We start from the raw sequence: 22,952 nt of genomic DNA on the forward strand, positions 1-22,952 counted from the left end.
GGTCGGCGCATGAGCACCCCCGAGTTCATCCGCGAGATCCGGGCGGCCGGCGCCGGCCACCTGCTGCTCCTGCTGCCCGGCGTCACCGCCGTCGTCTTCGACGACGACGGCCGGGTGCTGCTCGGGCGCCGGGCCGACACCGGCCGGTGGTCCGTCGTCGGCGGGATCGCCGAACCCGGCGAACAGCCCGCCGAGACGGCCGTGCGCGAGGTCTACGAGGAGACGGCGGTGCGGTGCGTCCCCGAGCGGGTCGTCCTCGTCCAGATGCTCGAACCGGTCACCTACGCGAACGGCGACCTCTGCCAGTACCAGGACATCACCTTCCGCTGCCGGGCCACCGGCGGCGAGGCCCGCCCGGCCGACGGGGAACTCCTGGAGGTGGCCTGGTTCGCCCCGGACGCGCTGCCGCCGCTGGAGCCCTTCGCCCTGCACCGGATCCGGCGCTCCCTCGCCGAGGAGCCGACCTGGTTCGAGGCGCCGCAGACCGTCTAACGGGCTACTCCCGCCGCCTCGCAGTACAGGGCCATCGCCTCGTCGCCCATCACCGCGCTGTACGACACCTCCGGGACGTCGCCGCCGCCCTGGTACCCGCCGAGGACCCCGGCCAGCGCGTCGCCCGCCAGCCAGGGGCTGCCGCTGGTGCCGCCGCTGAGGTCGGGGCAGTCGATCCGGCGCTGGGTCGGCGAGAACAGGCTCGTCGCGTTGGAGCAGGTCAGCGGGGCGTCCAGGACGCTCGGGTAGCCGAGCACGGTCACCGTCACGTCGGCGGGCTGCGCGGCGGCCACCGGGAAGGCGCCGACCACGTCCTCCACGGCCCGGGTCTCCCCGGCACCGGCCGGCGCGACCGTCGCGAAGGCGACGTCCGCGTCGGGGTCCTGGCCGGCCGTCCAGCCGGGGGCCACGTACACGCGGGTCAGCCGCCACAGCCCGTACGGGGCCTCGCCGTCCCGGTAGCCGGGGGCGAAGACGGTGGTGTCCGGGTGGTCGAGACAGTGCGCGGCGGTGGCGATCAGGTCGTGGCCGGGGCTGCGGACCACGGACGCGGTGCAGAAGTGCCCCCCGTCGAGCCCGCCGGCGAACAGCGCGCCGACCCGCCCCGCCTCCGCCCCCGCCGGGGCCCCGGCGGTCACCCCGAGCGGGGTCGCGGCTCCCGCCTCGGGCAGGTCCAGGCCGAGCAGGGCGCCCATCGCGGTCACCGCGAGCAGGATCCGTGACGCCCGTCGGGCCCGGGCGCGGGGACGGCCGGCCGCCTTGCGGGGGAGGATGCGTTGGATCATGCCTCCGAGCCTTCCCGGGGAAACTGTGGCCCCGGCACGGAATTCCGTATGAATCAGCTGTGAATGCCGGAGCCCGCCGGAGCCCGCCGCAGCCCCGCCCGTCTGTCGGAAGCCATGAACGGACACCGCCCCCCGGGCCGGAGCTTCGGCGGAACCCACCGGTCTATGGACGCCGCGGAGGGGTTCCGGGCCCGCTGTTGTGCACGGCGGTGCGTGATCGACGGGCCCGCCCGCCCCTAGCCTCGCCGCAAGAGCACGAACGAGGGGCGGTACCCGGTGAACTGGCTCATCCACGACTACCGCGAGGGCGACCTCGCGTCGGTGGTCCATCTGATCGACACGACGGCCGAACTCGGCCAGGAGTCGGTCTTCTCGCTCGCCGAGTGCATCAGCGCGCTGACCGGCCGGCAGCCCTGCGTGGTCGCCGTCCACCAGGGCGTCCCCATCGGTGCGGCCCTCGCCTGCGTGACCGGCGAGCGGGCCTGGGTGATGCGCATCGCCATCGCCGCGGGCTGGCGCGGACGGGGCCTCGCCAGCGCCCTCCTCGTGGAGCTGGAGCGCCGCCTGATCGCCGCCCGCGTGGGCCGTATCGCGTACGTCCTGCCCGAGGAGGACCTGCTCGGCGAGGGCCTCCTGAACGCCGGCTACACCCGCCAGCCCGCCGTCGCCTACTTCGAGAAGACCGAGCCGCTGCACGGGCCGGCCGCCGGACTCCTCGACGACCTCGGCGGCCGCTTCCTGCCCAACGACCTGTGGGCCAAGGTCGCCGGCATGGAGAAGGAGAAGGAACTGATCGAACGCCGCGTGGTGCTCCCCCTCGCCGAACCCGAGCGGGCCGCCGCGCACGGGGTGCGCCCGCCGCGCGCCATCGCCCTCTTCGGGCCGCCCGGCACCGGCAAGACCACCTTCGCCCGGGCCATCGCCTCCCGGCTGGGCTGGCCCTTCGTGGAACTGCTGCCCTCGCGCCTGGCCGACGGCGGGAACCTGGCCGCGGCCCTGCGCCAGGCCTTCGCCCGGATCGCCGAGCTGGAACGGGTGCTGGTCTTCATCGACGAGGTCGAGGAGATCGCCCCCGTGCGCACCGAGCCCGCGCAGCCCGGCGGCGCCCACGGAGTCACCAACGAGCTGCTCAAGCTGATACCCGGCTTCCGCGAGGGCGACGAGCGGCTGCTGGTCTGCGCCACCAACTCCATCCGCTCCCTCGACCCGGCGTTCCTGCGGCCCGGCCGGTTCGACTACCTGATCCCGATCGGCACCCCGGACGCCGGGGCCCGTGCCGCGATCTGGTCCCGCTACACCGCCGGGCGCGCGGACGTGGACGTGGCCGCCCTGGTGGCGGCGACGGAGCTGTTCACCCCGGCCGACATCGAGCACGCGGCGCGGACCGCGGCTCAGGTCTCCTTCGAACGGGACCTGGAGGCGGTCGGCGCGCGCGGCGCGGCGGCCCAGCCGGGCGCGACCACGGACGACTACCTGGCGGCCGTCGCCCAGTGCAGGCCGACGGTGACCCCGGCGATGACCGGGGAGTTCCAGGCCGACATCACCGCCCACGCGCGGCTCTGAGACTCCGTCCCCCGGTTGCGGCGGGGGACGGGTACGCGAACGGCCCGCGGCTGCTCCCCAAAGCGGCCGCGGGCCTTCCGCGCGGACCCGGCATCCGAGCGGAAACGGCCGTGCTCCCAGGGGGTGTTGCCGGAGGGAACACGGCACGCAGGGGTGCCTGGGGGCGTCCTGCACGCCCCGGTCGACCCTTCGAGTCAACCACCGCCCCCACCGCCCCCGCCTCGGCCGGACGGCCATACCGCCCCGGCCACAAGGACGACTCAGCGCGGGCAGCGGTAGGTGAACTCCGTGGCCGCCGTGAGGGGGGTGGGGGAGAGCAGTCGCAGTTCCGCGCGGGCCGGGTAGCTGCCCGTGCCCTTGAAGGTCCACATCAGGTGGAGGGTGGCCTCCTCGCGGCCGGCGGGGACCCGTTCGGTCAGCTCCTCCGACCGGGTGCCGTCGCTGCGGACCCACTGGTACGTGAGGGTTCCGGGGCGGCCGTTGGTCGCCACGGCGGCCACCACGTCCGCCGTCGCGTCGCAGCCCGGGCCCTGCGGATCGGTGCTCACGGCGACCTCGCGGACCTCGACGGCCGGCCCGAACCGCTGCCAGCCCAGGTACGCGAGCACCCCGGCCAGCACCACGGCGGCGAGGGTGTACCGGCGCCAGCCGCCGCCACGCCCGGACGGCGGGGGGACGGGCGCGGGTGCGGGCCCTACGGGGAAGGGCGCGGGCAGGGCCGCCGTCACCCCCGGGCCGAAGCGCAGTACGGCGCCCTCGACCCGGTCGGGGGCCGCGTCCCGTGGGGGCGGCGGCCCGCTGAACCAGTGGCTGCCGAGGACGGTGGCGCTGTAGTCCTCGTCCTGCGGGGCGTGCGGATCGTTCATCGCGGGGGCTCCAGGTCCGTGCAGCGCACCAGCGGCTGGGAGTCGGACGCCGGGGCGCCGGCGGCGGGCTTGGTGGTGACCCGGACGCCGGCGTAGCAGCCGCGCCCCCGGGGGAAGGTGTGGGACTGGACGACGGTGGCCGGCGCGCCCGCCTGGACCACCAGGGTGTCGGTGCCGTCGGGGACGGAGTAGGCCCCCTGGGAGCCGCCCAGGAACCACTGGACGACGATGGTGACCGGCCCGCTGCCCTGGGTCGCCAGGGAGACGGCGGCGTCGGCCCGGTAGGCCCCGGTCTTGAGCGAGACGTCCAGCTTCGTCACGCGCGGGGTGGGGCTCGGCGTCGGCGTGGGCGACCAGGTGACCGTCGGCCGGGCCGTCGGGGTCCAGGTGGGGCTCGCGCCGGTGGAGGGCCAGGCCGTCGGGGTGGGCGTCGGCTCCGGCGTGGAGGCCGAGGGCGTGGGCGTGGGCGCCGGGCTGCCCGTGGGCGTCGGGGAGGGGGACGCGGACGGGCCCGCCGGTGACGGGCCGGGCGCGGGCGGGGCGGAGGGGGCGGCCGGGCTCGTGGTGGCGAAGTCGCTCAGCGCGGAGGGTCCCGGCGGGGCGCCGGACGCGTCCGTGGTGAACACCAGGACGGCCCCGAGCACCAGCGCCAGGCCCGTCGCGAGCCAGCCGCCGCGCCCGGGGGCCCAGCCGGAACCGATCGAGGTGGTGGCCACCGCCGTGGTACCCGCGGCGGCGCCGCCCGCCGACGGGAACAGCAGCGGCAGCAGGGCCGCCAGCGCGGCCAGCTTGCGCTGCCCGCGCTCCTCCCACTGGGGTCCGTACGCGGCGACCGCCACCGCCTCGAGTTCGGCGACGAAGGCCTCGGCGTTCTCCGGCCGCTGCTCCGGCAGCTTGGCCAGGCCCCGGCGGATCAGCGGCCGGACGGGTTCGGGGGCCTCGGTCTCCGGGATCGGCGCCTCGATGTGCTGGACGGCGAGCTCGGCGAAGTTGGCGCCGTCGTAGGGCTTGCGGCCGGTCAGGCACTCGAAGAAGGTCGCGGTGGCCGCGTACACGTCGGCGGTCGGCGAGGCCGGCCGCCCCTGCCACTGCTCGGGGGCCATGTAGGCGGGGGTTCCCGCGACCCCGGGGGTGGTGCCGCGGCCGGCGGCGATCCCGAAGTCCACCAGCTTGGAGGAGCCGTCGGCCGCGACCAGCACGTTCTCCGGCTTGTAGTCACGGTGGACCACACCGGCCCGGTGCGCGGCGGCCAGCCCGAGCAGGGAGCCCTTGAGGACCGCCAGCGCGGCCTCGGGCTCCGTGCGCCCGGACTCCAGCAGCACGGAGCGCAGGGAGACCCCGTCGACGAGCTCCATGACGATCACGGCCCCGTCCGGCGCCTCCACGTACTCGTAGAACCGCGTCACGTACGGGGAGACCAGGCCGCCCAGCAGCCGGGCCTCGGCCCGGAACTCGCGGACGAAGGCCGGGTCCTCGCGCATCCGGTCGCTGAGGTACTTCACCGCGACCGCGGTGCCGGTGGCGTCGTGGACCGCGAGCACGACCCGGCCGCTGCCGCCCGAGCCGAGCTCACGCACCTCGGTGTATCCGGGTACCGTCCACCCGTTGCTCATCCCCGCCCCCCTCCGTGACATCGCCGGCTCCCGGAGCCGGACCGGTCGGTTCCGACCGGCCACCCCCAGGGACACCATTGAGCCACGGCCGGTTCCCGGCCATCCGGCCCGTCCGGTCCGTGGACGGGGAGCGCTCGGGGGCGCGCGGGGGCATGCGCGGGGGCGCGCCCTGGTCAGGCGGCGGCCGACACCGCGCCGATCATGGCGTGCAGCCGATCCGCCGCCGCCCGCCCGAAGGCCGGATCGTTGATGTGGGTGTCGTAGTCGTAGAGCCGCGCGGCGCTGCCCCGCAGGCCCTCGCGCAGCGCCGAGAACAGCGCCCCGTCCGCCTCCGGATCGTGGTACGGGCCGCCCGGCGCGCCCAGGGTGGACAGTCCGCGCAGCGGCAGGCAGACCGCCGTCGGCCCGGTCGCCAGGCGCAGCTTGGAGGCCACCCGCCGCCCGAGTTCGGCGCACTCGGACTCCGTCGTGCGGATCACCGTGATCGACGGGTTGTGGACCCGCACCCGGCGGTAGCGGGCCCGCTCCGGCAGGGACTCCAGCGGCCCGAACTTCACCATGTCCAGCGCGCCCAGGCTCACCACCTGCGGGATCCCGGCCCGCCCGGCCGCGCTGAGCCGGTCGGGGCCGGCGGTGAGGATGCCGCCGCACAGGTCGTCGGCGATCTCGCTGAGGGTCAGGTCCAGCACGCCCGCGAAGACCCCCTGGCCGGCCAGCTTCTCCAGGGTGCGCCCGCCGCTGCCGCTGACGTGGAAGACCAGCACCTCGTAGCCGAGCTCGGTCAGCCGTTCGCGGGCCGCGTCCACACCGGTCGTGGTCACCCCCGCCATGCTCGCGGCCACCAGCGGCCGCGATCCGCTGCCGAGCCGGGCGGGGCGGCGGCGGTCCAGGGCGGAGCGCGCGTAGCCCTTGGCCATCCCGGCGACCGCCTCCGCCGCGTTGGCCAGCACCGGCGCCGAGACGCTGTTGATCCCGGCGATGTCCACCACGCTGTACATCATGGTGATGTCCGAGGAGCCGACGTAGGGGGAGACGTCCCCCGAGGCCATCGACGAGACCATCACCTTCGGCAGGCCCAGCGGCAGGGCCCGCATCGCCCGGGTGGCGATGGAGGTGCCGCCGCTGCCCCCGATCGCGAGCACCCCGTGCATCCGGCCCTCCGCGTGCAGCCGTAAGAGGGTGGCCTCCGCGCCTTCGGCCATCGTGGTCACGGCCGCGCCCCGGTCGGCGGCCGTGCGCAGTTGTGAGAGGTCGGCTCCCGCGGCCCGCGCCACCTCTTCGCGCGGCACGTCCGCGGGAACCCGGGGTTCACCCATGATCCCCGTGTCGACCAGTACCACCTCGACGCCGGCGCGCAGCAGCCTCTCGCGCAGCCAGCCGTACTCGACACCCTTGGTGTCCAGGGTTCCCACCAGCACGACGTTCGTCATATGTGCAATGTCCATGCAGGTGAGGTTTGTTGGCAAGTAAAGGTCAGGTCAATCCGCCAGGAGGGTCAACAATCGCTCCAGGAACGGCAGCTGACCGGCCATCAATTTGTTTCTGGCCAACGTCGGCCGGAACCAGGCCACTTGGTCCAGCTCCGGGAACTCGTGCTCGGTCCCGGAGTGCGGCGGCCACTCCATGGTGAAGGTCCCGGGCACCATCAGCGCGGGGTCGAGGTCAGCCTCCACCGCCCAGACCGTCACCAGCTTCCCGGAGCTCAGCCGGACTTCGCCCAGCGGCAGGTACTCGCCCTCCGGCGGGGGCAGCCCCAGCTCCTCGGTGAACTCCCGGCGGGCCGCGTCGCGCGGGGTCTCGTCCGGGCCGTACTCGCCCTTCGGGATCGCCCAGCCCCCGGCGTCCCGGCCCGCCCACAGCGGGCCGCCCATATGGCCGAGCAGCACCTCGACCCCGTCCGCGCCGCCGTCCCCGCCGCGCCGGAACAGCAGCAGGCCGGCGCTCCGCTTGTACCTCTTCGACTGTGTCACGGTCCCATACATGCCCCGCCCCGGCCCCGGTCAGTGACCGGAACCGGGGCGGGATGTTCCGCAAGGCCGCAGGGCCGCAAGGCCGCAAGGGCCGCAGGCCGCTCAGTGGTCGTGCGGGCCCGAGCGGTGGACCGGGCCGTGCGCGTCCGCGCAGTGCGGGTCGGCGGCCTCGGCCACCTCGCCCGCCCGGCCGACCGAGAGCAGGTCGTCCTGGACGTGGTCCACCTGGAGGGTGGTGTGGGTGATCCCGTACTCCTTCGCCAGCAGCGCCTCCAGGTCGCGCCGTACGGCGTGGCAGTCGCCCTCCTCCTCCACCAGCACGTGCGCCGACAGGGCCGCCTGCCCCGAGGTGATCGTCCAGATGTGCAGGTCGTGCACCTCCGTCACCGGCGGGTGCCCCACGAGGCGGTCGCCCACCGCGTCCGGGTCCAGATGGGCCGGGGCCGCCTCCAGGAAGATCCGGCCGGACTCGCGCACCAGCCCGTACCCCGCCTTGACCATCAGCACCACCACCACGAGCGAGGCGATCGCGTCCGCCTGCACGAAACCGGTGGTGAGCACGATCAGGCCGGCCACGGCCGTCCCGATGAAGGCGAACAGGTCGTTGAGGATGTGCTGGTAGGCGCCCTCCACGGCGAGCGAGGAGCGGTTCGCCTTCGAGATGCACCAGGCCGCCGCCACGTTCACCACGATCCCCGCCAGCGCCGTCACCAGCACCAGCCCGCCCTCCACCGGCGGCGGGTCCAGCAGCCGGCGCACGGCCTCGTACGCCAGCCAGACCGCCAGCAGCAGCAGCGTCAGGCCGTTGGCCTGGGCCGAGAGTATCTCCGCGCGCTTGAGCCCGAACGTGAACCCGCCGCGCGCCGGCCGGGCCGCCAGCCGCATCGCGACCAGCGCGAGGACGATCGAGACGGCGTCCGTGAGCATGTGCGCGGCGTCGGAGATCAGCGCCAGCGAGTGGGCCAGCACGCCGACGACCACCTCGACGGCCATGAAGCCGCCGATCAGGGCGAGCGCGATCGCCAGCCAGCGGCGGTCGGCGTCCGGGTCCACCCCGTGGCTGTGCCCGGCGTGCCCGTGGCCGTGCCCGTGGGCGTGGCCCTGTGCGGGACCGTGCTCGTGCTCGTGCTCGTGAGCATGGTCGTGTCCGAGGCCGCGGCTGTCGCGTCCGGTCATGGCTTCCCCCGTCTGTTCGGTTCCGACGCGTGAAGTGAAGCGCACCCGGGCGTATAGGGCAAAGGCTGCAACGGGGACCGTTGTCATTACCCATAAGACCCGCTTGACCTGCGCTTATGCCGGGATCGACGGATCGTGCGAAAATCTGGTCATGGTCCAGCGCCCCGGTGTGCCGACCGCGCCCGAACTCGTCCTGGAAACCGCCCGAGGCTCCACGGAGATGAGCCCCGGCAGGACCTATCACGTCGGACGCGACCCCCTCTGCGAGATCTGCCTCGACGACGCCCGCGTCTCCTGGCACCATGCCGTCCTGCGCCCCGACGGGGACCACTGGACCGTCGTGGACGAGAACAGCACCAACGGAACCTGGGCCGCCGACGGCCACCGCGTCCGCGTCGAGAGCGTCGGCCCCGGCAGCGAACTGCGCTTCGGCAACGCCGTCGACGGCCCCCGCGCCCTCCTCGTCGGCCGGACGCCGGTTCGCGCCGCCGCGGGCCGCCCCTCCTCCGTCACCAACCCCGCCATGACCAGCACGTTCCGCCAGCCCACCAGCGTCCGGCAGGTGCCCGCGCGCACCGCCCTGCGCATCGGCCGGGACCCCGGCAACGACCTGGTCATCGACAACCTCGTCGTCTCCCGCAGACACGCCGAGCTGCGCGCCCTCGCCGACGGCGGCTACGAGATCGCCGACCTCGGCAGCCACAACGGCACCTACCTCAACGGCGCCCCCGTCACCCGGGCCCGGATCTCCGAGGGCGACATCGTCGGCATCGGCCACTCGGCCTTCTGCCTGATCGGCGACCAGCTCCAGGAGTTCACCGACACCGGCGAGGTCTCCCTCGACGTGCAGGGCCTCGGCGTCACCGTCGACCACGGCCGCAAGACCCTCATGGAAGGGGTCACCTTCCCGGTGGGCGCCAAGTGCCTGCTCGCCGTCGTGGGACCCAGCGGCGCCGGCAAGTCCACCCTCCTCGGCGCGCTCACGGGCCTGCGCCCCGCCGACACCGGAAGCGTCCTCTACGACGGCCGCGACCTCTACCACGACTACGCCGAGCTGCGCAGCCGCATCGGCCTGGTGCCCCAGGACGACATCCTGCACGCCCAGCTCACCGTCCGCCGCGCCCTGGTGTACGCCGCCGAACTGCGCTTCCCGCAGGACACCAGCCGGGCCGAGCGCGAGGCCCGCGTCGACGAGGTGATCCGCGAGCTCGGCCTCGTCCAGCGGGCCGACCAGGCCATCCACAGCCTCTCCGGAGGCCAGCGCAAACGGGTGTCCGTCGCCCTCGAACTCCTCACCAAGCCCTCGCTGCTCTTCCTCGACGAGCCCACCTCCGGCCTCGACCCCGGCATGGACCGCTCCGTCATGCACATGCTGCGCGGCCTCGCCGACGACGGCCGGACCGTCATCGTCGTCACGCACAGCGTGCTCAGCCTCGACGTCTGCGACCGGCTGCTGTTCCTCGCCCCCGGAGGGCGCGTCGCCTACTTCGGCCCGCCCGACGAGGCCCTCGGATTCTTCGGCTTCGCCGAGTGGCCGGAGGCCTTCGAGGTCTTCGAGAACGACCGGGAACGGGACTGGGCGGGCGCCTTCCGGGGCTCGCCGGTCCACCGGCGTTACGTCGAGCTGACCGCCCACGGCCCGGCGCCCGTACCGCTCACCGCTCAGGCGGCCGAGGCGGCGGCGCCGCCGCCCGCGCCACCGCCCAAGGCGCAGAGCTGGGGCTCCCAGCTGTCCACCCTGGTCCGCCGGTACGCGGCCGTGCTCAGCGCCGACCGCACCTTCCTCGTCATCATGGTCGCGCTGCCGTTCATGATGGGCGCCATGGCCCGCGCCCTCGCCGGGAACGTCCTCGACGTCGAGACGTCGCTGAACGCCCTGCTCATCCTCACCATCGGCGGAGTGCTCACCGGCGCCGCCAACGCCGTCCGCGAACTGGTCAAGGAACGCGTGATCTACCAGCGTGAACGCGCCGTCGGGCTGTCGCGCTCCGCCTACCTGATGTCGAAGGTGGTGGTGCTGGGGACGATCACCGTCGCCCAGGCCGTGGTCCTGACCCTGATCGCCCTCGCCGGAGTGGACCTGAACGCCCCGGGCGGCAAGGGCGTGCTCATGCCCCCGCTGATCGAGATCACCCTCGCGGTCGCCCTGCTGTCCTTCACCGCGATGATGCTCGGCCTGATGATCTCCGCCCTGGTCAAGAAGGAGGAGGTCACCATGCCGCTGCTGGTCCTCCTCGCCATCGTCCAGGTCGTCTTCTGCGGCACCCTGCTGAAGCTCTACGGCGTCCCCGTCCTCGAACAGGTGGCGTGGCTGGCGCCCTCCCGGTGGGCGATGGGCGCCATGGGCGCCACCATCGAACTCGGCCGGATCGTCCCCGGGAAGCTCACCCAGGACCCGATCTACCACCACGAGGCGCACGGATGGGTGGTGTGCATCGCCGCGCTGCTCGTGCTGTCGGCGGTCTTCGGCGTGGTGGTGGCCCGGCTGCTGCGCCGCCAGGAGCCGGCCGTCATGCGGAAGCAGCCGCGCAAATGACCTTCACCGACCCGATCCCCGAGTTCCACCCCACCCACGTCGTCCCGCAGGAGGGCCTGCCCGCCTGGGAGGCCCCCGACGTGGCCCGGCCGACCGCGCCCCTGGACCCCTTCCTGCCCGTGCAGCTGCTCTCGCGGCGCGGGGAGTGGACGGAGATCCTCTGCGCCAACGGCTGGTCCGCCTGGGTGGACGGACGGCTGCTGGTGGCGGTCCCGCAGCCGCCGCCCACCTCCGGCCGGCCCCTCGCGCGGACCGAGGACCCCGCACCGCTGCTGGGCCGCGCCGCCGAGGCCCTGGAGCGCTACCGGCGGGCCGTCCGCGAGCACGCCGAGGGAACGGCGGGCGGTGAGGACTTCGGGCGGGCCGTCCGGGGGCTGCGGGTCGGGATCGTGATCGACGGGGAGTCCGCGTGGCTCTACGACGAGACCTCGCGGCGGTGGATGTACGCCGACGGGAACCGCATGGCGACCTACGCGGTCGTCTCGGGGCCGGGTGCCGCCGCGCCGGCGCCGGAGCCGGCACCCGAGCCCGCCTCGCCGGCCGCGGAGGCCGAGACCGCGGCGGGTGCCCCCGTACCGCCCGGCCAGGGGCATGAGCCGACCCGCGTCGTGGACCAGCCCGGGGCCGGAGGGCCGTGATGGGGGCCGCCGACTCGCTGGGCGGCCGGCCCTCGGGGCTGCTGGGCAAGCAGATCGCCGGGTACCTGGTGGAGAGCGAGATCGGCCGGGGCGGGATGGCCGTCGTCTACCGCGCCCGCGACCTGCGGCTGGACCGCACGGTGGCGCTGAAGCTGCTGGCCCCCGAACTCGCCCGCAACGACACCTTCCGCAAGCGCTTCGCGCACGAGTCGAAGGTGGCGGCGGCCATCGACCACCCGCATATCGTGCCCGTCTTCGAGGCGGGGGAGACGGACGGGCTCCTCTACATCGCCATGCGGTTCGTCGCCGGGCAGGACCTGCGGGCCCTGCTGGACCGGACGGGTCCGCTGCCGGTGGAGACGGCCGCCCGGATCGCCGGCCAGGTCGCCTCCGCGCTCGACGCGGCCCACGACCACGACCTCGTTCACCGGGACGTCAAACCCGGCAACATCCTCGTCGCGGACGGCACGGACAGCGAACACCCCGAGCACGTCTACCTGACGGACTTCGGACTCACCAAGAAGTCGCTGTCGCTGACCGGGTTCACCAGCGTCGGGCAGTTCGTCGGGACCCTGGACTACGTGGCGCCCGAGCAGATCGCCGGCAAGCCGGTGGACGGCCGCTGCGACGTGTACAGCCTGGGGTGCGTGGTCCACGAGATGCTCACCGGCGGGCCGCCGTTCCAGCGGGACGACGACATGGCCCTGCTGTGGGCCCACCAGTTCGACCCGCCGCCCCCGCCGTCCTCACGGCGGCCGCAGCTGCCGCCGGCGGTGGACGAGGTCCTGGCCAGGGCCCTGGCGAAGACGCCGGAGGACCGCTGGGGGAGCTGCCTGGAGTTCACCGGGGCCCTGCGCAAGGCGGGTACCGCCGCGGCCGCCGTCCCGGTGGCCGGCGCCGTCGCCGGAGCCGCCGCCGACGCGGGGGCGCTCGCCCAGGCGGCCGGACCGCCGCCCCCGCCCCCGCCGCCCCGGTGGGCGCTGCCGGTGTTCCGGGGGCGGGCCTGAACCAGGGCCCGAACCGGGGCCTGAACCGGGGCTGGGGCGGCCGGAACCGGGGCTGAAACGCTAACGCTCTGGCCGGCGCGAGCTAGCGCGCGGCGGGTTCGTCCACCCGGCCGGGGTGGCGCAGGGGGCGGGCCAGCAGGGCGCCGAGGAACCCGGCCACCGCGCCCCACACCAGGCCGAGGCCGGTCGTACGCCACAGCGACGGCGTGAGCTCGACCTTGCCGCCGAGCCCCGAGTCGTCCCCGATGCCCAGCAGGGAGAGCCCGAACTGGGCCTGGATCCGGCCCAGCAGACAGACCGTCAGCGTGGCCAGCGCGAGCGCCACCCCCAGGTGCAGGGCGTGCTGCCAGGGCCGGACACCCGCCGGGGAGCGCACGGCGGCCAGGACGCCCGTGCCGAGCAGCGCGACGGCGGCCACCGCGACCAGCCACCACGCCCGGCCGTCGTGCCGGGCGAGCGAGGACACGTCGACGGTGGAGAGGTCGGGCCCGCGCAGCACCCGGTCCAGCAGCTGGGGCATCGGCAGCCCGAACGGGCCCTCGGCCCGCCCCTGCCAGGCGCCCCCGAAGCCGAGGGTCAGGGCCGGCCAGGCGAGGTTGGGCAGGCCGAGCAGGAGCACGGCCAGGGTCCGCGGGGCGTGCCCCTGGGTGGCGGCGGCGACCAGGCCGACGGCCAGGCCGAGCACCACGTACCCGACGAGCAGCGCGGCGGTGGCGAACGCGGCCGGGCGCACCGCCGTGTGGAAGCGGAGCAGACGGGCCGGCAGCGGCGCGCGGCGGGAGACCAGCAGGGCGATCAGCAACAGGCCCAGGATCCACACCAGTCCGAACAGCAGGGTCGCGGGCAGATCGGCCCGGAAGCCCGCCGTCGGGGTGGAGTCGAGGAGGTCGCCGAGGTCCTCCAGCGGGGAGTCGCCGTTCAGCAGGCGGAACGTGTGGTGCGCGAAGAGCGCGAAGAGGGCGAGCGGGACCAGCCACAGCAGCGCCGATCGCGCCCCCCGGGCGAGCAGTTCGCGCGGCCGGGCCACCGCGCGGTGGCGCAGCGGGCGCAGGAACAGGTACCCGGTGGTCAGGGCGCCGGCCAGGCTCACCGACAGCGGGAGCACGGACAGTCCGGCGTGGGCGCCGCCCAGTACTCCGGCGTCGCCCGTGATGCCCACCTCACCGCCCGCCGCCATCACGACGACGGCGGCGACCACATGGGGGAACGCCCCGCCCGGCAGGTCGGCGGCCCCGGCGCAGGCCAGCCCGGCCGCGGCCACCGCGGTCATCACCGCGAAGCCCGCCACGACTGCGACGAGGGCGTCTCGCCACGCCCTCGCTGAGGTACCGATCACCCTGCCACCGTGGCACCCCCGGCTTGCGGCCACCACTCGGACCACGCACACAATGGGCGGCAGGAGTGCCGGAAATCCGGCAGATGTCCGGAATCCTCTCGTTCGGTGCTCGGGAAGAAGGGCCCGTGACCACTCAGCCGTCCGGTGGGCAGCCGCCCCCGTTCTCCTCGCAGCCGCCGTCCTCGGAGCGTCCCACCGGTCCCCCTTCCGGGCCCCTCTCGGGCGGGGACCGGGGGTCGGTGCCGCCGCCACCCGCGCCCCCCGGAGGGTCCTCCGGGGGCGGCGGGGAGCCGCCCCCGCGCCCCTGGTGGCGTTCGGTGCCCCGGCTGGCCACGGCGGTCGTGGCGGCGGCGGTCGTCGCCGCCCTGGCCGTGGTGCTGACCCGCCCCGGCGGCTCCTCGGGCCAGGCGGGGGGCGAGCTGTTCCTCCAGCCGGCCGCCGCCTCCGGCCCCGACCCCTTCACCGAGTCCACGGCCGCCCGGCAGGCCACCCCGCCGCCGCGGAGCCCGGCCCCCAGCCCGAGCACGGCTTCGGCCACGGCCTCCGCCGTGACGGGCACCCGCAGCGTCAGCGGCTCCGCGCCCGGCCTCTACGGGGGCACGCGGGACGTGGCCAGCTGCGACGTCGAGAAGCAGATCGCCGCCCTGAACGGACAGCCCGCCAAGAACGGCGCCTTCGCCTCCGCCCTCGGCGTCGAACCGGCCGCCGTACCCGGCTACCTGCGCGGGCTCACCGCCGTCCAGTTGCGCCTGGACACCCGGGTCACCAACCACGGCTTCCGCGACGGCGCCCCCACCGCCTACCAGGCGGTGCTCCAGGCCGGGACGGCGGTGCTGGTGGACGACCGGGGGCTGCCCAGGGTGCGCTGCGCGTGCGGCAACCCCCTGAGCCCGCCGGTGGCGCTGAAGGCCAACCCGAAGCGCAGCGGGGAGTCCTGGGGCGCGTACGAACCGTCGAAGGTGGTGGTCATCGCGCCGTCGGAGACCACCGTGAACGCCTTCGTCATCTACGACCACCAGGACCGCCGCTGGCTCGAACGCGGGCGCGGGGCCACCCCGAAGCCCGACAAGCCGGTCCCGCCCCCGCCCGTCCCGACCCCGGTGGCCACCGTCAGCCCGACCGGCACGCAGCCCGCCCCGTCCCCGTCCACGGCCGCGACGACCGGCCCGGTGACGCCGAAGCCCACCGGAACGGCGAAGGAGACCCCGTCCACCGCGCCGCCGTCCACCGCGCCGCCGTCCACCCCGTCCGAACCGCCCTCGGAGACCGCCACCGCGCCGTACCCGAGCTCCCCGGCCGCGACGAAGCCCGCCCCGGTCCCGCCCCCGCCCGCCCCGGCGACCACCCCGCCGGCCTATCCCCCGGAGAACCCCTACTAGGCGCGTGCCGGCCCCCGGCCCCCGCCGCGCCGCGGAGGGGGGCGGGGGCCTAGCGGCTACGAGCCGCCCGCCGTCGCGGCCGGTCCGGCCGGGTCGGCGCAGACCGTGCCGGTCTCGTAGATCGTGCCGACGTCATCGGGCTCCGGCAGCGTGGTCGGCAGCTCCGTCGGCACCCCGGTCGGCAGCTCCGTCGGGAGGCCGGTGGGCACTTCCGTCGGGAGCCCCGTGGGTTCCTCCGCCGACAGGACGGCCACCTCGACGGCCGCGCAGTAGCGCACGCCCGGGCGGATCCCGGCGTCCAGCTTCTTGGTGACGGTCTTGCCGGTGCCGGGCACCTCGTCGGACAGGATCACGCGCAGCGTCTCCCCGCCGCCCTGCGGCCGCAGCACCAGCACGTTGCTCTTGTCGTGCGCTTCCGTGTCGAGGAACGAGACCGTCACGTAGGGGGCGTCCAGCTTCAGGCTCAGCAGCTTCGACGCCGCCGTGGACGGGGTCGCCAGACCCACCGCCAGCCCGCATGCCAGCACCGTCCCGACCGGGGCCCGGTACGTCCAGCTCAGGCGCCTCATGGGTGTTTCCCTTCGCAGACAGAGGGACGATCCGATCGTCTGCCCGCCCGCCGGACCCGGCAAATCGCGGGCCCACGACCCGTGCGCTGCCGGGGGCGGGGAAGAGTGAGACCCTGGCAGCATGGACCAGCGGGGACGCACCCCGGCGGTCGACTGGCCCGCGCGGCCCGATCTGAGCCTGGCGCTCAACCGCATGGGCACCTTCGACTGGGACCTCGACAGCGGCCGCATGCACCTGGACGCCACCGCCCTCGAGGTCCTCGACCTGCGCCCGGAGCGGTTCGACGGCACCCCCGCCGGACTGCGCGCCCGGATCGTCCCCGGCGACGAGGCACGCCTCGACCACCGGGTCGCGCAGGCCCTGGCGGACGGCCGCAGCCATTACGGGGCCTACTTCCGCACCCTGCGCGAGGACGGCACGACCACCTGGACCCACCTCCAGGGCCACGTCCTGCGCGAGCCCTCCGGCCGCCCGTACAGGATCATCGGGATCCTCCGCGACGCCGCCCAGGACCCCTCGGAGCCCGGCGCGGAGGGAGAACGCGACGAAGGCAGGCGCCGGATGACCGGGGTCGTCGAGCGGACCGCCGCGATCCTCGCGCACGCCCGCACCGTCAACGACGTCACCGACATCCTCAAGGACCCCGAGGGCCTGGGCCACCTCGGCGCCGTCAGCGTCATGCTCGGCATCGTCGACGGCGGCCGGATCCACCTGGTCGCCGAGGGACAACTGGGCGCGTACGTACCCGAGATCGAGTACACCCGCATCGACGCCCGGCTCCCCATGAGCGAGGCCGTGCGCACCCTCCAGCCCGTCTACCTCTCCTCGCGCGAGGAGTTCCGCGGGCGCTACCCCGAACTGTGGCCGTACATCGAGCCGCTGGCCGTGCGCAGCGGCGTCTACCTGCCGCTCATCGCCCAGGGGCGCCCCGTCGGCGCGCTCGGGCTGCTCTACGCCCGCGACGGCGACTTCACCGCCGAGGAACGCAACCTGCTCGTGGCGCTCGGCAGCGGGATCGCGCAGAGCCTCCAGCGGGCCATCCTCTTCGAGCAGGAGCACGACCTCGCCGAGGGCCTCCAGCGGGCCATGCTGCCCCGCCGGATCCCGGAGGTGGCCGGCGCGCGGATCGCCGTACGGTACCGGGCGGCCCGGATCGGACGGGACATCGGCGGCGACTGGTACGACGTCATACCGCTCGGCGAGGGCCGCGTCGGGGTGATGATCGGCGACGTCGAGGGCCACGACACGGACGCGGCGGCCGTCATGGGCCAGCTGCGCATCGTCCTGCGCGCCTACGTCCTGGAGGGCCACACCCCCGGGACGGCCATGGCCCGGGCCTCCGCCTTCCTGCGCGACCTCGCCACCGAACGCTTCGCCACCTGCACCTACGCCGAGGCGGACCTGAACACCGGGATGCTGCACCTGGTCCGGGCCGGCCACCTCGACCCGGTGGTGCGGCGCGGGGACGGCTCCTGTCACCGCGTCCAGGTCGCGGGCGGCCTCCCGCTCGGTCTGCCCCCGCGCGAGCCGTCCGGCACCGGCTGCGGCTACCCCGTCACCACCATGGAACTGCACCCCGGGGACACCCTGCTGCTGTGCACCGACGGCCTGATCGAGCGGCCCGGCGCAGACTCCGAGACCGGGATGCGGGAGTTCATGGACGCCGCCTGTGAGGGCCCGGCCGACGTCGAGGAACTCGCCGACGTGCTGTGCGACCTCGTCGGGGACGCGGGCGGCGGGGACGACATGGCCCTCCTCGTACTGCGCCGGCGAGGGACCCCCGCCCCGCGCGGCGGCGGCCCGCTGCGCCAGCACCTGACTCCCGGCGACACGGACGGCCCGGCTCTGGCCCGCCACCTGATCCGGGCGGCGGCCGCCGCCTGGGGCGCCCGGGAGCGGGCGGACGAGATCGAACTGGCCGCCGACGAGCTGATGACCAACGCCCTCGTGCACACCGAGGGCGGCGGTGAGGTCGGCATGCGGCTGACCGCCGAGGGCCGGATCAGGATCGAGGTCGAGGACTCCAGCAGCGCCCTGCCGCGCCGTCGCGAGGCGGACGACTGGGCGGTGTCGGGCCGGGGCCTGATGCTCGTGGACCGCCTCGCGGACGACTGGGGCGTCGAGCCCCGGGGGAACGGCAAGTGCGTGTGGTGCGAGTTCGCCGTCGCGGCGGCGGTGTGAGCCCCGGCGGACGCGGGCGGGCGGGCCCGGGGCGCGGGCGCGGCGACGTGTGGCCGGCCCGTCGTCCGTACGGTGGCGGAAAGGGTCCGAACGGCTGAACCCGCCGGTCCACGCGGTGCGCCCATGGTCTGATGGTCGTACAGTACGGCGATCCTGCCGGGGTGATGAGCCTCCGTCCGCTGCTGCCCCTCCTGTTGAGCGCCGCCCTCCTGGGCCCCGCGCCCGCGTACGCCGCCGCGGCGGGCCCCGGCGACGGCATCGAGACCGCCCGGACCACCCGGCAGCTCGCCCCCGGGATCCGGCTGGAGTCCTACGACCGGCTGGAGACCGACCGCTGGCTGCGGATCGACGAGCTGGTGGCCGACCTCGACCCGCGCGGCGGCGTACGGGCCGAATACCTGGGCACCGGCGGGGGCACCGGCCCCGTCACCCTCGGCGAGGCCGTCGCCCGCTACCGGCCCGGACCCGGGCGGCGCGTGGTCGCCGCCGTCAACGGCGACTTCTTCGACATCAAGGGCACCGGAGCCCCCCTCGGCCCCGGCGTCGGCGCCGGCCGGCTCCTGCACTCCGCCTCGCCCGGGCCCGGCGGCGGAGCGGCCGTCGGCTTCGGCCCGGACGGGACCGGCCGCCTCCTGCGCCTCGGCCTCGACGGGACGGTGACCCTGCCCGGCGGGCGCGCGTACCCCCTGGCCGGGTACAACGCCGCCAAGCCGCCCGCCGAGGGCTTCACCGCCTACACCGCCGACTGGGGCGGTAAACGGCTCCCGCCGCTGGGACCCGGCCCGGCCGTGGAGCTGCGGGACGGGAAGGTCGCCGCCACCGGCCCCGCCCCGGCGGCGCGGCCTGCCCCGGGCACCACCCTGCTCACCGCCCGGGGCACCGCCCCGGCGGCCGCCCTCGCCGCCCTGCGCCCGGGGGACGAGGTGGCCGTCACCGCCCGGCCGCTGCCCTCGTCCGGGCCCGCCCCGGTGACGGCGCTCGGCGGGCGCGCGACCCTGGTCGCCGCCGGTACCCCGCTGAACCACGACGGCGAGGCCAACGACGCCGCCGCCCCGCGGACCGCCGTGGGGCTCTCCCGGGACGGCCGCCGGCTGAGCCTGGTCACCGTCGACGGCCGCCAGCGCGACAGCGGCGGCCTGACCCTCACGGGACTCGGCGCGCTCATGCACCGGCTCGGCGCGTACGAGGCCCTCAACCTCGACGGCGGCGGCTCCGCCACCCTGCTCGCCGCCCACGCCGGGGCCACAGCCCCCACGCTGGAGAACTCCCCGTCCGACGGGCACCAACGCCCGGTGCCCAACGGCCTCGTCCTGACCGCCCCGGCCGTACCCGGCCCGCTCGCCGGGTTCCGCGTGGAGCCCGCCGGCGGCGCCGCCCGGCTCTTCCCCGGCCTGACCCGCACCCTCACCGCCACCGCCCACGACGCCGCCCTCGCCCCTGCCGCCGCGACCCCGCGCTGGACCGCCGACCGGGGCCGGATCGGCCCCGACGGGGTCTACCGCGCCGACCGCCCGGGCCCCGCCGTGGTCCGGGTCTCCGCGGCCTCCGGGCCGGCCGGGGCGGGCGCGCCCGAAGGGGTCCAGCGGCTCGACGTGCTCGGGCCGCTCTCCGGGATCCGGGCCGTGCCCGCCCGGATCGGGCTCGAACGGCGCGGGGACAGCGCCGGGTTCACGCTGGACGGGTACGACGCCCAGGGCGCCGCCGCGCCCGTCGAACCCCGGGACCTGACCCTGAGCTACGACCACACCCGCTGGCGGGTCGCCGAGGACGGCCGGGGCGGCTTCACCGTCACCGCCCTCGTCCCGCAGGCCGCCGGGCGGCTCTCCGCCACCGTCAAGGCCACCGGCGCCACCACCGAACTCGCCCTCGGCGCCGGCTCCCTGACCGCGCCCCTGGCCGGCTTCGAGGACGCCGGCGCCTGGACCGGGCCGGGCGCCGCCCCCGCCGAGGGCCACCCCGGCCCCGGGCTCGCCCTGGAGGCCCGCGCCGGCGCGGCCGCCACCCCGCCCCGGCCGCTGCCCGTACCGGAGCTGACCCGCGCCCTGAACCTGTGGGTCGGCGGGGACGGTTCGGGAGCCCGGCCCGCCGTGGAGCTGGCCGGGGCCGACGGGGTGCCCCTCACCCTGCGCGGGCCCGCCGTCGACTGGACCGGCTGGCGGGAGGTCCGGCTGCCGGTCCCGGCCACCGCCGAGCAGCCCCTGCGCGTCACCCGTCTCACGGCGGCCCCGGGCGCCCGGGCCGGCCGGCTGCTGCTGGACACCCTGACCGCCACGACCCCGCCCACCGGGCCCGCCGCCCCCGCCGCCGCCCGGCCCGACCCGGTGGTGGCGACCGCCGCGCAGGCCGCGGCCCGGCCCTGGAGGTTCGCCGCCGGCGGGGCCGCCGGGGGCGCGGAGCTCGTACTGACCGGCGCCGAGCGGGCGCCGTTCCCGCACCGCGGGGTGCGCTTCGTACCGCTTGACACCGGCCGCCGCACCCTCGACCGGGGCGCCGGACTGGCCCGGATGCGGGTCCTGCGCGACGCCCTGGACGCCGCCGCCCGGGAGCCGGGCACGGGCGCGGTGGCCGTCGTCCTGCCGTACGCGCCGCAGGCCCTGGACCGCAAGGAGGCCGCCCTGCTGGTGCGGCGGCTCGCGGAGTTCCGCCGTACGACCGGGAAGAGGGCCGCGGTGATCACCGTCGGCGCACCCGGGTTCACGGCCGGACGCGACGAGGGCGTGCTGACCGTCGCGGCCCCGCGCACGGGCCGGACCCTGTTCGGCGCCGACCCCCACGCGGCCCCCGGCCGCGACTGGCTGTCGGTGGTGCCTCCGGCCTAGAGCTCCACCAGCGTGACCTCGGTGGCCTTCACGCTCGTCCAGACCGCCGCGCCGTCGGCCACGCCCAGTTCGGCGGCGGCCTCGGGGGTGATCTCCGCGACCAGGTCGGGGGCCTCGGCCGAGCCGACGAGCACGCGCAGCCGGCTGCCGACCGCGGTGACCTCCCGCACCGTGCCGGGCCAGACGTTGCGGGGGCTGCCCCCGGGCCGGTCCCGGTGAACGGACACCGCCTCCGGGGCGATGATCGCGAGGGCCCGCGCCCCCTGCGGCAGCGCCTCGGCCACCACCAGCCGCCCGCCGCCGGCCAGGGCGAGCCCGTCGGCGGTGGCGGTGCCCGCCCAGGCGTTGCGGCCCAGCATCCGGGCCACCCACGGGGAGCGCGGATGCCGGGTGACCTCGGCGGGCGGGGCGTCCTGGAGGGTCTCGCCGTCGGCCAGGACCAGGACCCGGTCGGCCAGCGACACCGCCTCGACGGGGTCGTGCGTGACGATCAGGCACACCCCGCCGAAGCCCGCCAGGTGCGTCCGCAGGGTGTGCCGCACGTGCGCCCGGGTGGTCTGGTCGAGGGCGGCGAGCGGCTCGTCGAGCAGCAGCAGCCGGGGCCGGGCGGCCAGCGCCCGGGCCAGGGCCACGCGCTGCGCCTGCCCGCCCGACAGCTGCGCGGGCCTGCGCTGGGCGAGGTGGCCCACGCCGAGCCGGTCCAGCCAGGCCTGCGCCTCGCGGCGGGCCTCGGCGCGCGGCACCCGGCGGGCGCGCAGCCCGTACGCGGTGTTGGCGAGGGCGCTCAGGTGGGGGAACAGCGCCCCGTCCTGCGGGACCCAGGCCACCTGGCGGCGGTGCGGGGGCAGGGCGGTGACGTCGGTGTCGCCGAGCCGCAGGGCGGCGTGCGCGCGCGGGGTCAGGCCGAGCAGGGCCCGCAGCAGGGTGGTCTTGCCCGCGCCGTTCTCGCCGACGACGGCGATGGTGGTGCCCGGTGCGGCGTCGAGGGTCAGCCGGTTGAAGCCGGTGACCTCGGCGTGCAGGGGCCAGCGCCCGCCGTCGGCGGCGGCCGGCCCGTCCTCCCGGTGCGGGACGCCGCGGCGCTCGGACGGGGGCTCCTCGGCGGCGCCCGGCCCGGCCGGGGCCGCCTTGCGGGCGGCCGGGGTGCCCGCCCAGCGGCCGCGCAGGGCGATGAGGACGGCCATGGCGATGGCGAGCAGCAGCAGCGACACCGAGGTGGCCGCCTCGGGCCGGTCCTGGAGCAGCAGGTACACCTGCAGCGGCAGCGTCTGGGTGGTGCCGGGCAGGTTCCCGGCGAAGGTGATGGTCGCGCCGAACTCGCCCAGCGCCCGGGCCCAGGTGAGGGCCGCGCCCGCGATCAGGCCGGGGGCCACCATGGGCAGGGTCACGGTGAAGAACACCCGGACCGGCCGGGCGCCGAGGGAGGCGGCGGTCTCCTCGTAGCTCTGCCTGAGGCCGCCGAGCGCCCCCTCCAGGCTGATCACCAGGAAGGGCATGGCGACGAACGTGGCCGCGACGACGGCGCCGGAGGTGTGGAACGGCAGGGTCACGCCGAAGGTGCCCTCCAGCCAGGGCCCGAGCAGCCCGCGCCGCCCGAAGCCCAGCAGCAGCGCGACACCGCCGACGGTGGGCGGCAGCACCATCGGAAGCAGCACCAGGGAGCGGACGAAGGCCTTGCCCTTGAACTCGACCCGGGCCAGCAGCCAGGCGAGCGGCACCCCGAGCAGGAGGGAGAGGCCGAGCGCCCAGGCGGAGACCACCAGTGAGAGCCGCAGGGCCTCGACGACACCGGGGCTGGTGAGGTGGTCGGCCAGGTCGCCCCACTGGGTGCGGGTGAGGATGCCGACCAGCGGCAGCAGCAGGAACGCGACGGCGAGCAGCGCGGGGAGCGCCAGTGTCACGGGGGGCCGGGTACGGGTGCGGAGTCTGCTCATGGGGTTCCTGGTCGGAGGCTGCGGCCGGCTGGAGGGGAAGCGTACGGAGCCTATGGGGCGTGGCGCCCGCGGTCGGCGTCGGCGTCT

Annotated in this window: 17 protein-coding genes; 8 read left to right on the plus strand and 9 right to left on the minus strand. The window is 76.0% G+C overall.

Annotated elements, in window-relative coordinates; all coding sequences use genetic code 11:
• The first annotated feature begins 9 nt into the window (after window positions 1-9).
• Window positions 10-492, plus strand: coding sequence for an NUDIX hydrolase (locus ABT403_RS20810; RefSeq protein ID WP_344150690.1), 483 nt, complete (start codon window positions 10-12; stop codon window positions 490-492).
• Here the strand turns inward: ABT403_RS20810 and ABT403_RS20815 are convergent.
• Entirely contained in the window at window positions 489-1,277 is a 789-nt protein-coding gene (locus tag ABT403_RS20815) for a trypsin-like serine peptidase (RefSeq protein ID WP_344150693.1), read from the minus strand. The two genes, ABT403_RS20810 and ABT403_RS20815, sit on opposite strands and share 4 nt — an antisense overlap.
• Before the next feature lie 276 nt (window positions 1,278-1,553).
• Between ABT403_RS20815 and ABT403_RS20820 the strand changes: the two genes are divergently transcribed.
• Complete coding sequence (locus tag ABT403_RS20820; RefSeq protein WP_344150696.1) at window positions 1,554-2,840, plus strand: ATP-binding protein; 1,287 nt, start codon at window positions 1,554-1,556, stop codon at window positions 2,838-2,840.
• Between the two features lie 260 nt (window positions 2,841-3,100).
• Here ABT403_RS20820 and ABT403_RS20825 read toward each other — a convergent pair whose 3' ends face one another.
• The 5 genes from ABT403_RS20825 to ABT403_RS20845 form a co-directional block, all read right to left on the minus strand.
• On the minus strand, window positions 3,101-3,706 hold the full coding sequence (locus tag ABT403_RS20825) for a hypothetical protein (protein WP_344150699.1): 606 nt from the start codon (window positions 3,704-3,706) through the stop codon (window positions 3,101-3,103).
• Window positions 3,703-5,319, minus strand: a complete 1,617-nt coding sequence (locus ABT403_RS20830) for a serine/threonine-protein kinase (protein WP_344150701.1) — start codon at window positions 5,317-5,319, stop codon at window positions 3,703-3,705. Before ABT403_RS20830 ends, ABT403_RS20825 begins: the two co-directional genes overlap by 4 nt.
• Window positions 5,320-5,492: 173 nt before the next feature.
• Window positions 5,493-6,749, minus strand: a complete 1,257-nt coding sequence (locus ABT403_RS20835) for a Tm-1-like ATP-binding domain-containing protein (protein ID WP_344150962.1) — start codon at window positions 6,747-6,749, stop codon at window positions 5,493-5,495.
• Between the two features lie 48 nt (window positions 6,750-6,797).
• Entirely contained in the window at window positions 6,798-7,289 is a 492-nt protein-coding gene (locus ABT403_RS20840; RefSeq protein ID WP_344150704.1) for an NUDIX hydrolase, read from the minus strand.
• A gap of 102 nt (window positions 7,290-7,391) precedes the next feature.
• A complete protein-coding gene (locus ABT403_RS20845) occupies window positions 7,392-8,465 on the minus strand; it encodes a cation diffusion facilitator family transporter (RefSeq protein ID WP_344150707.1) in 1,074 nt (357 codons plus the stop codon).
• A 151-nt stretch (window positions 8,466-8,616) separates the two neighbouring features.
• Between ABT403_RS20845 and ABT403_RS20850 the strand changes: the two genes are divergently transcribed.
• The 3 genes from ABT403_RS20850 to ABT403_RS20860 are packed head-to-tail and all read left to right on the plus strand — an operon-like array spanning window position 8,617 to window position 12,646.
• On the plus strand, window positions 8,617-11,001 hold the full coding sequence (locus tag ABT403_RS20850; protein ID WP_344150710.1) for an FHA domain-containing protein: 2,385 nt from the start codon (window positions 8,617-8,619) through the stop codon (window positions 10,999-11,001).
• Window positions 10,998-11,639, plus strand: a complete 642-nt coding sequence (locus tag ABT403_RS20855) for an SH3 domain-containing protein (RefSeq protein ID WP_344150713.1) — start codon at window positions 10,998-11,000, stop codon at window positions 11,637-11,639. Before ABT403_RS20850 ends, ABT403_RS20855 begins: the two co-directional genes overlap by 4 nt.
• Complete coding sequence (locus ABT403_RS20860; RefSeq protein WP_344150716.1) at window positions 11,639-12,646, plus strand: serine/threonine-protein kinase; 1,008 nt, start codon at window positions 11,639-11,641, stop codon at window positions 12,644-12,646. Before ABT403_RS20855 ends, ABT403_RS20860 begins: the two co-directional genes overlap by 1 nt.
• 82 nt (window positions 12,647-12,728) lie before the next feature.
• Here the strand turns inward: ABT403_RS20860 and ABT403_RS20865 are convergent, their stop codons facing one another.
• Window positions 12,729-13,982 carry a streptophobe family protein gene (locus ABT403_RS20865; protein WP_344150719.1) on the minus strand — a complete coding sequence of 418 codons (1,254 nt, stop codon included), beginning with the start codon at window positions 13,980-13,982 and terminating at the stop codon, window positions 12,729-12,731.
• A 317-nt stretch (window positions 13,983-14,299) separates the two neighbouring features.
• Here ABT403_RS20865 and ABT403_RS20870 point away from each other — a divergent pair, with 317 nt between their 5' ends.
• Window positions 14,300-15,361, plus strand: coding sequence for a DUF6777 domain-containing protein (locus tag ABT403_RS20870; protein WP_344150722.1), 1,062 nt, complete (start codon window positions 14,300-14,302; stop codon window positions 15,359-15,361).
• A gap of 56 nt (window positions 15,362-15,417) precedes the next feature.
• Here the strand turns inward: ABT403_RS20870 and ABT403_RS20875 are convergent, their stop codons facing one another.
• On the minus strand, window positions 15,418-15,930 hold the full coding sequence (locus ABT403_RS20875) for a hypothetical protein (protein ID WP_344150725.1): 513 nt from the start codon (window positions 15,928-15,930) through the stop codon (window positions 15,418-15,420).
• A gap of 121 nt (window positions 15,931-16,051) precedes the next feature.
• On the opposite strand from ABT403_RS20875, the gene ABT403_RS20880 reads away from it, so the two are divergent.
• Complete coding sequence (locus ABT403_RS20880) at window positions 16,052-18,112, plus strand: SpoIIE family protein phosphatase (RefSeq protein WP_344150728.1); 2,061 nt, start codon at window positions 16,052-16,054, stop codon at window positions 18,110-18,112.
• Between the two features lie 164 nt (window positions 18,113-18,276).
• Window positions 18,277-20,931, plus strand: coding sequence for a phosphodiester glycosidase family protein (locus tag ABT403_RS20885; RefSeq protein ID WP_344150731.1), 2,655 nt, complete (start codon window positions 18,277-18,279; stop codon window positions 20,929-20,931).
• Here ABT403_RS20885 and ABT403_RS20890 read toward each other — a convergent pair.
• A complete protein-coding gene (locus ABT403_RS20890; protein WP_344150734.1) occupies window positions 20,928-22,865 on the minus strand; it encodes an ABC transporter permease in 1,938 nt (645 codons plus the stop codon). The two genes, ABT403_RS20885 and ABT403_RS20890, sit on opposite strands and share 4 nt — an antisense overlap.
• Window positions 22,866-22,952: the final 87 nt, after the last annotated feature.

This window comes from Streptomyces sp. NPDC000075 (assembly GCF_040301925.1).
Taxonomy (GTDB): Bacteria; Actinomycetota; Actinomycetes; order Streptomycetales; family Streptomycetaceae; genus Streptomyces; species Streptomyces polychromogenes.

Coding starts and splice junctions, on each gene's coding strand:
- ABT403_RS20810 (WP_344150690.1), top strand. CDS start 10: ATGAGCACCCCCGAGTTCATCCGCGAGATCCGGGCGGCCGGCGCCGGC.
- ABT403_RS20815 (WP_344150693.1), bottom strand. CDS start 1,277: ATGATCCAACGCATCCTCCCCCGCAAGGCGGCCGGCCGTCCCCGCGCC.
- ABT403_RS20825 (WP_344150699.1), bottom strand. CDS start 3,706: ATGAACGATCCGCACGCCCCGCAGGACGAGGACTACAGCGCCACCGTC.
- ABT403_RS20830 (WP_344150701.1), bottom strand. CDS start 5,319: ATGAGCAACGGGTGGACGGTACCCGGATACACCGAGGTGCGTGAGCTC.
- ABT403_RS20835 (WP_344150962.1), bottom strand. CDS start 6,749: ATGACGAACGTCGTGCTGGTGGGAACCCTGGACACCAAGGGTGTCGAG.
- ABT403_RS20845 (WP_344150707.1), bottom strand. CDS start 8,465: ATGACCGGACGCGACAGCCGCGGCCTCGGACACGACCATGCTCACGAG.
- ABT403_RS20850 (WP_344150710.1), top strand. CDS start 8,617: ATGGTCCAGCGCCCCGGTGTGCCGACCGCGCCCGAACTCGTCCTGGAA.
- ABT403_RS20855 (WP_344150713.1), top strand. CDS start 10,998: ATGACCTTCACCGACCCGATCCCCGAGTTCCACCCCACCCACGTCGTC.
- ABT403_RS20860 (WP_344150716.1), top strand. CDS start 11,639: ATGGGGGCCGCCGACTCGCTGGGCGGCCGGCCCTCGGGGCTGCTGGGC.
- ABT403_RS20875 (WP_344150725.1), bottom strand. CDS start 15,930: ATGAGGCGCCTGAGCTGGACGTACCGGGCCCCGGTCGGGACGGTGCTG.
- ABT403_RS20880 (WP_344150728.1), top strand. CDS start 16,052: ATGGACCAGCGGGGACGCACCCCGGCGGTCGACTGGCCCGCGCGGCCC.
- ABT403_RS20885 (WP_344150731.1), top strand. CDS start 18,277: ATGAGCCTCCGTCCGCTGCTGCCCCTCCTGTTGAGCGCCGCCCTCCTG.
- ABT403_RS20890 (WP_344150734.1), bottom strand. CDS start 22,865: ATGAGCAGACTCCGCACCCGTACCCGGCCCCCCGTGACACTGGCGCTC.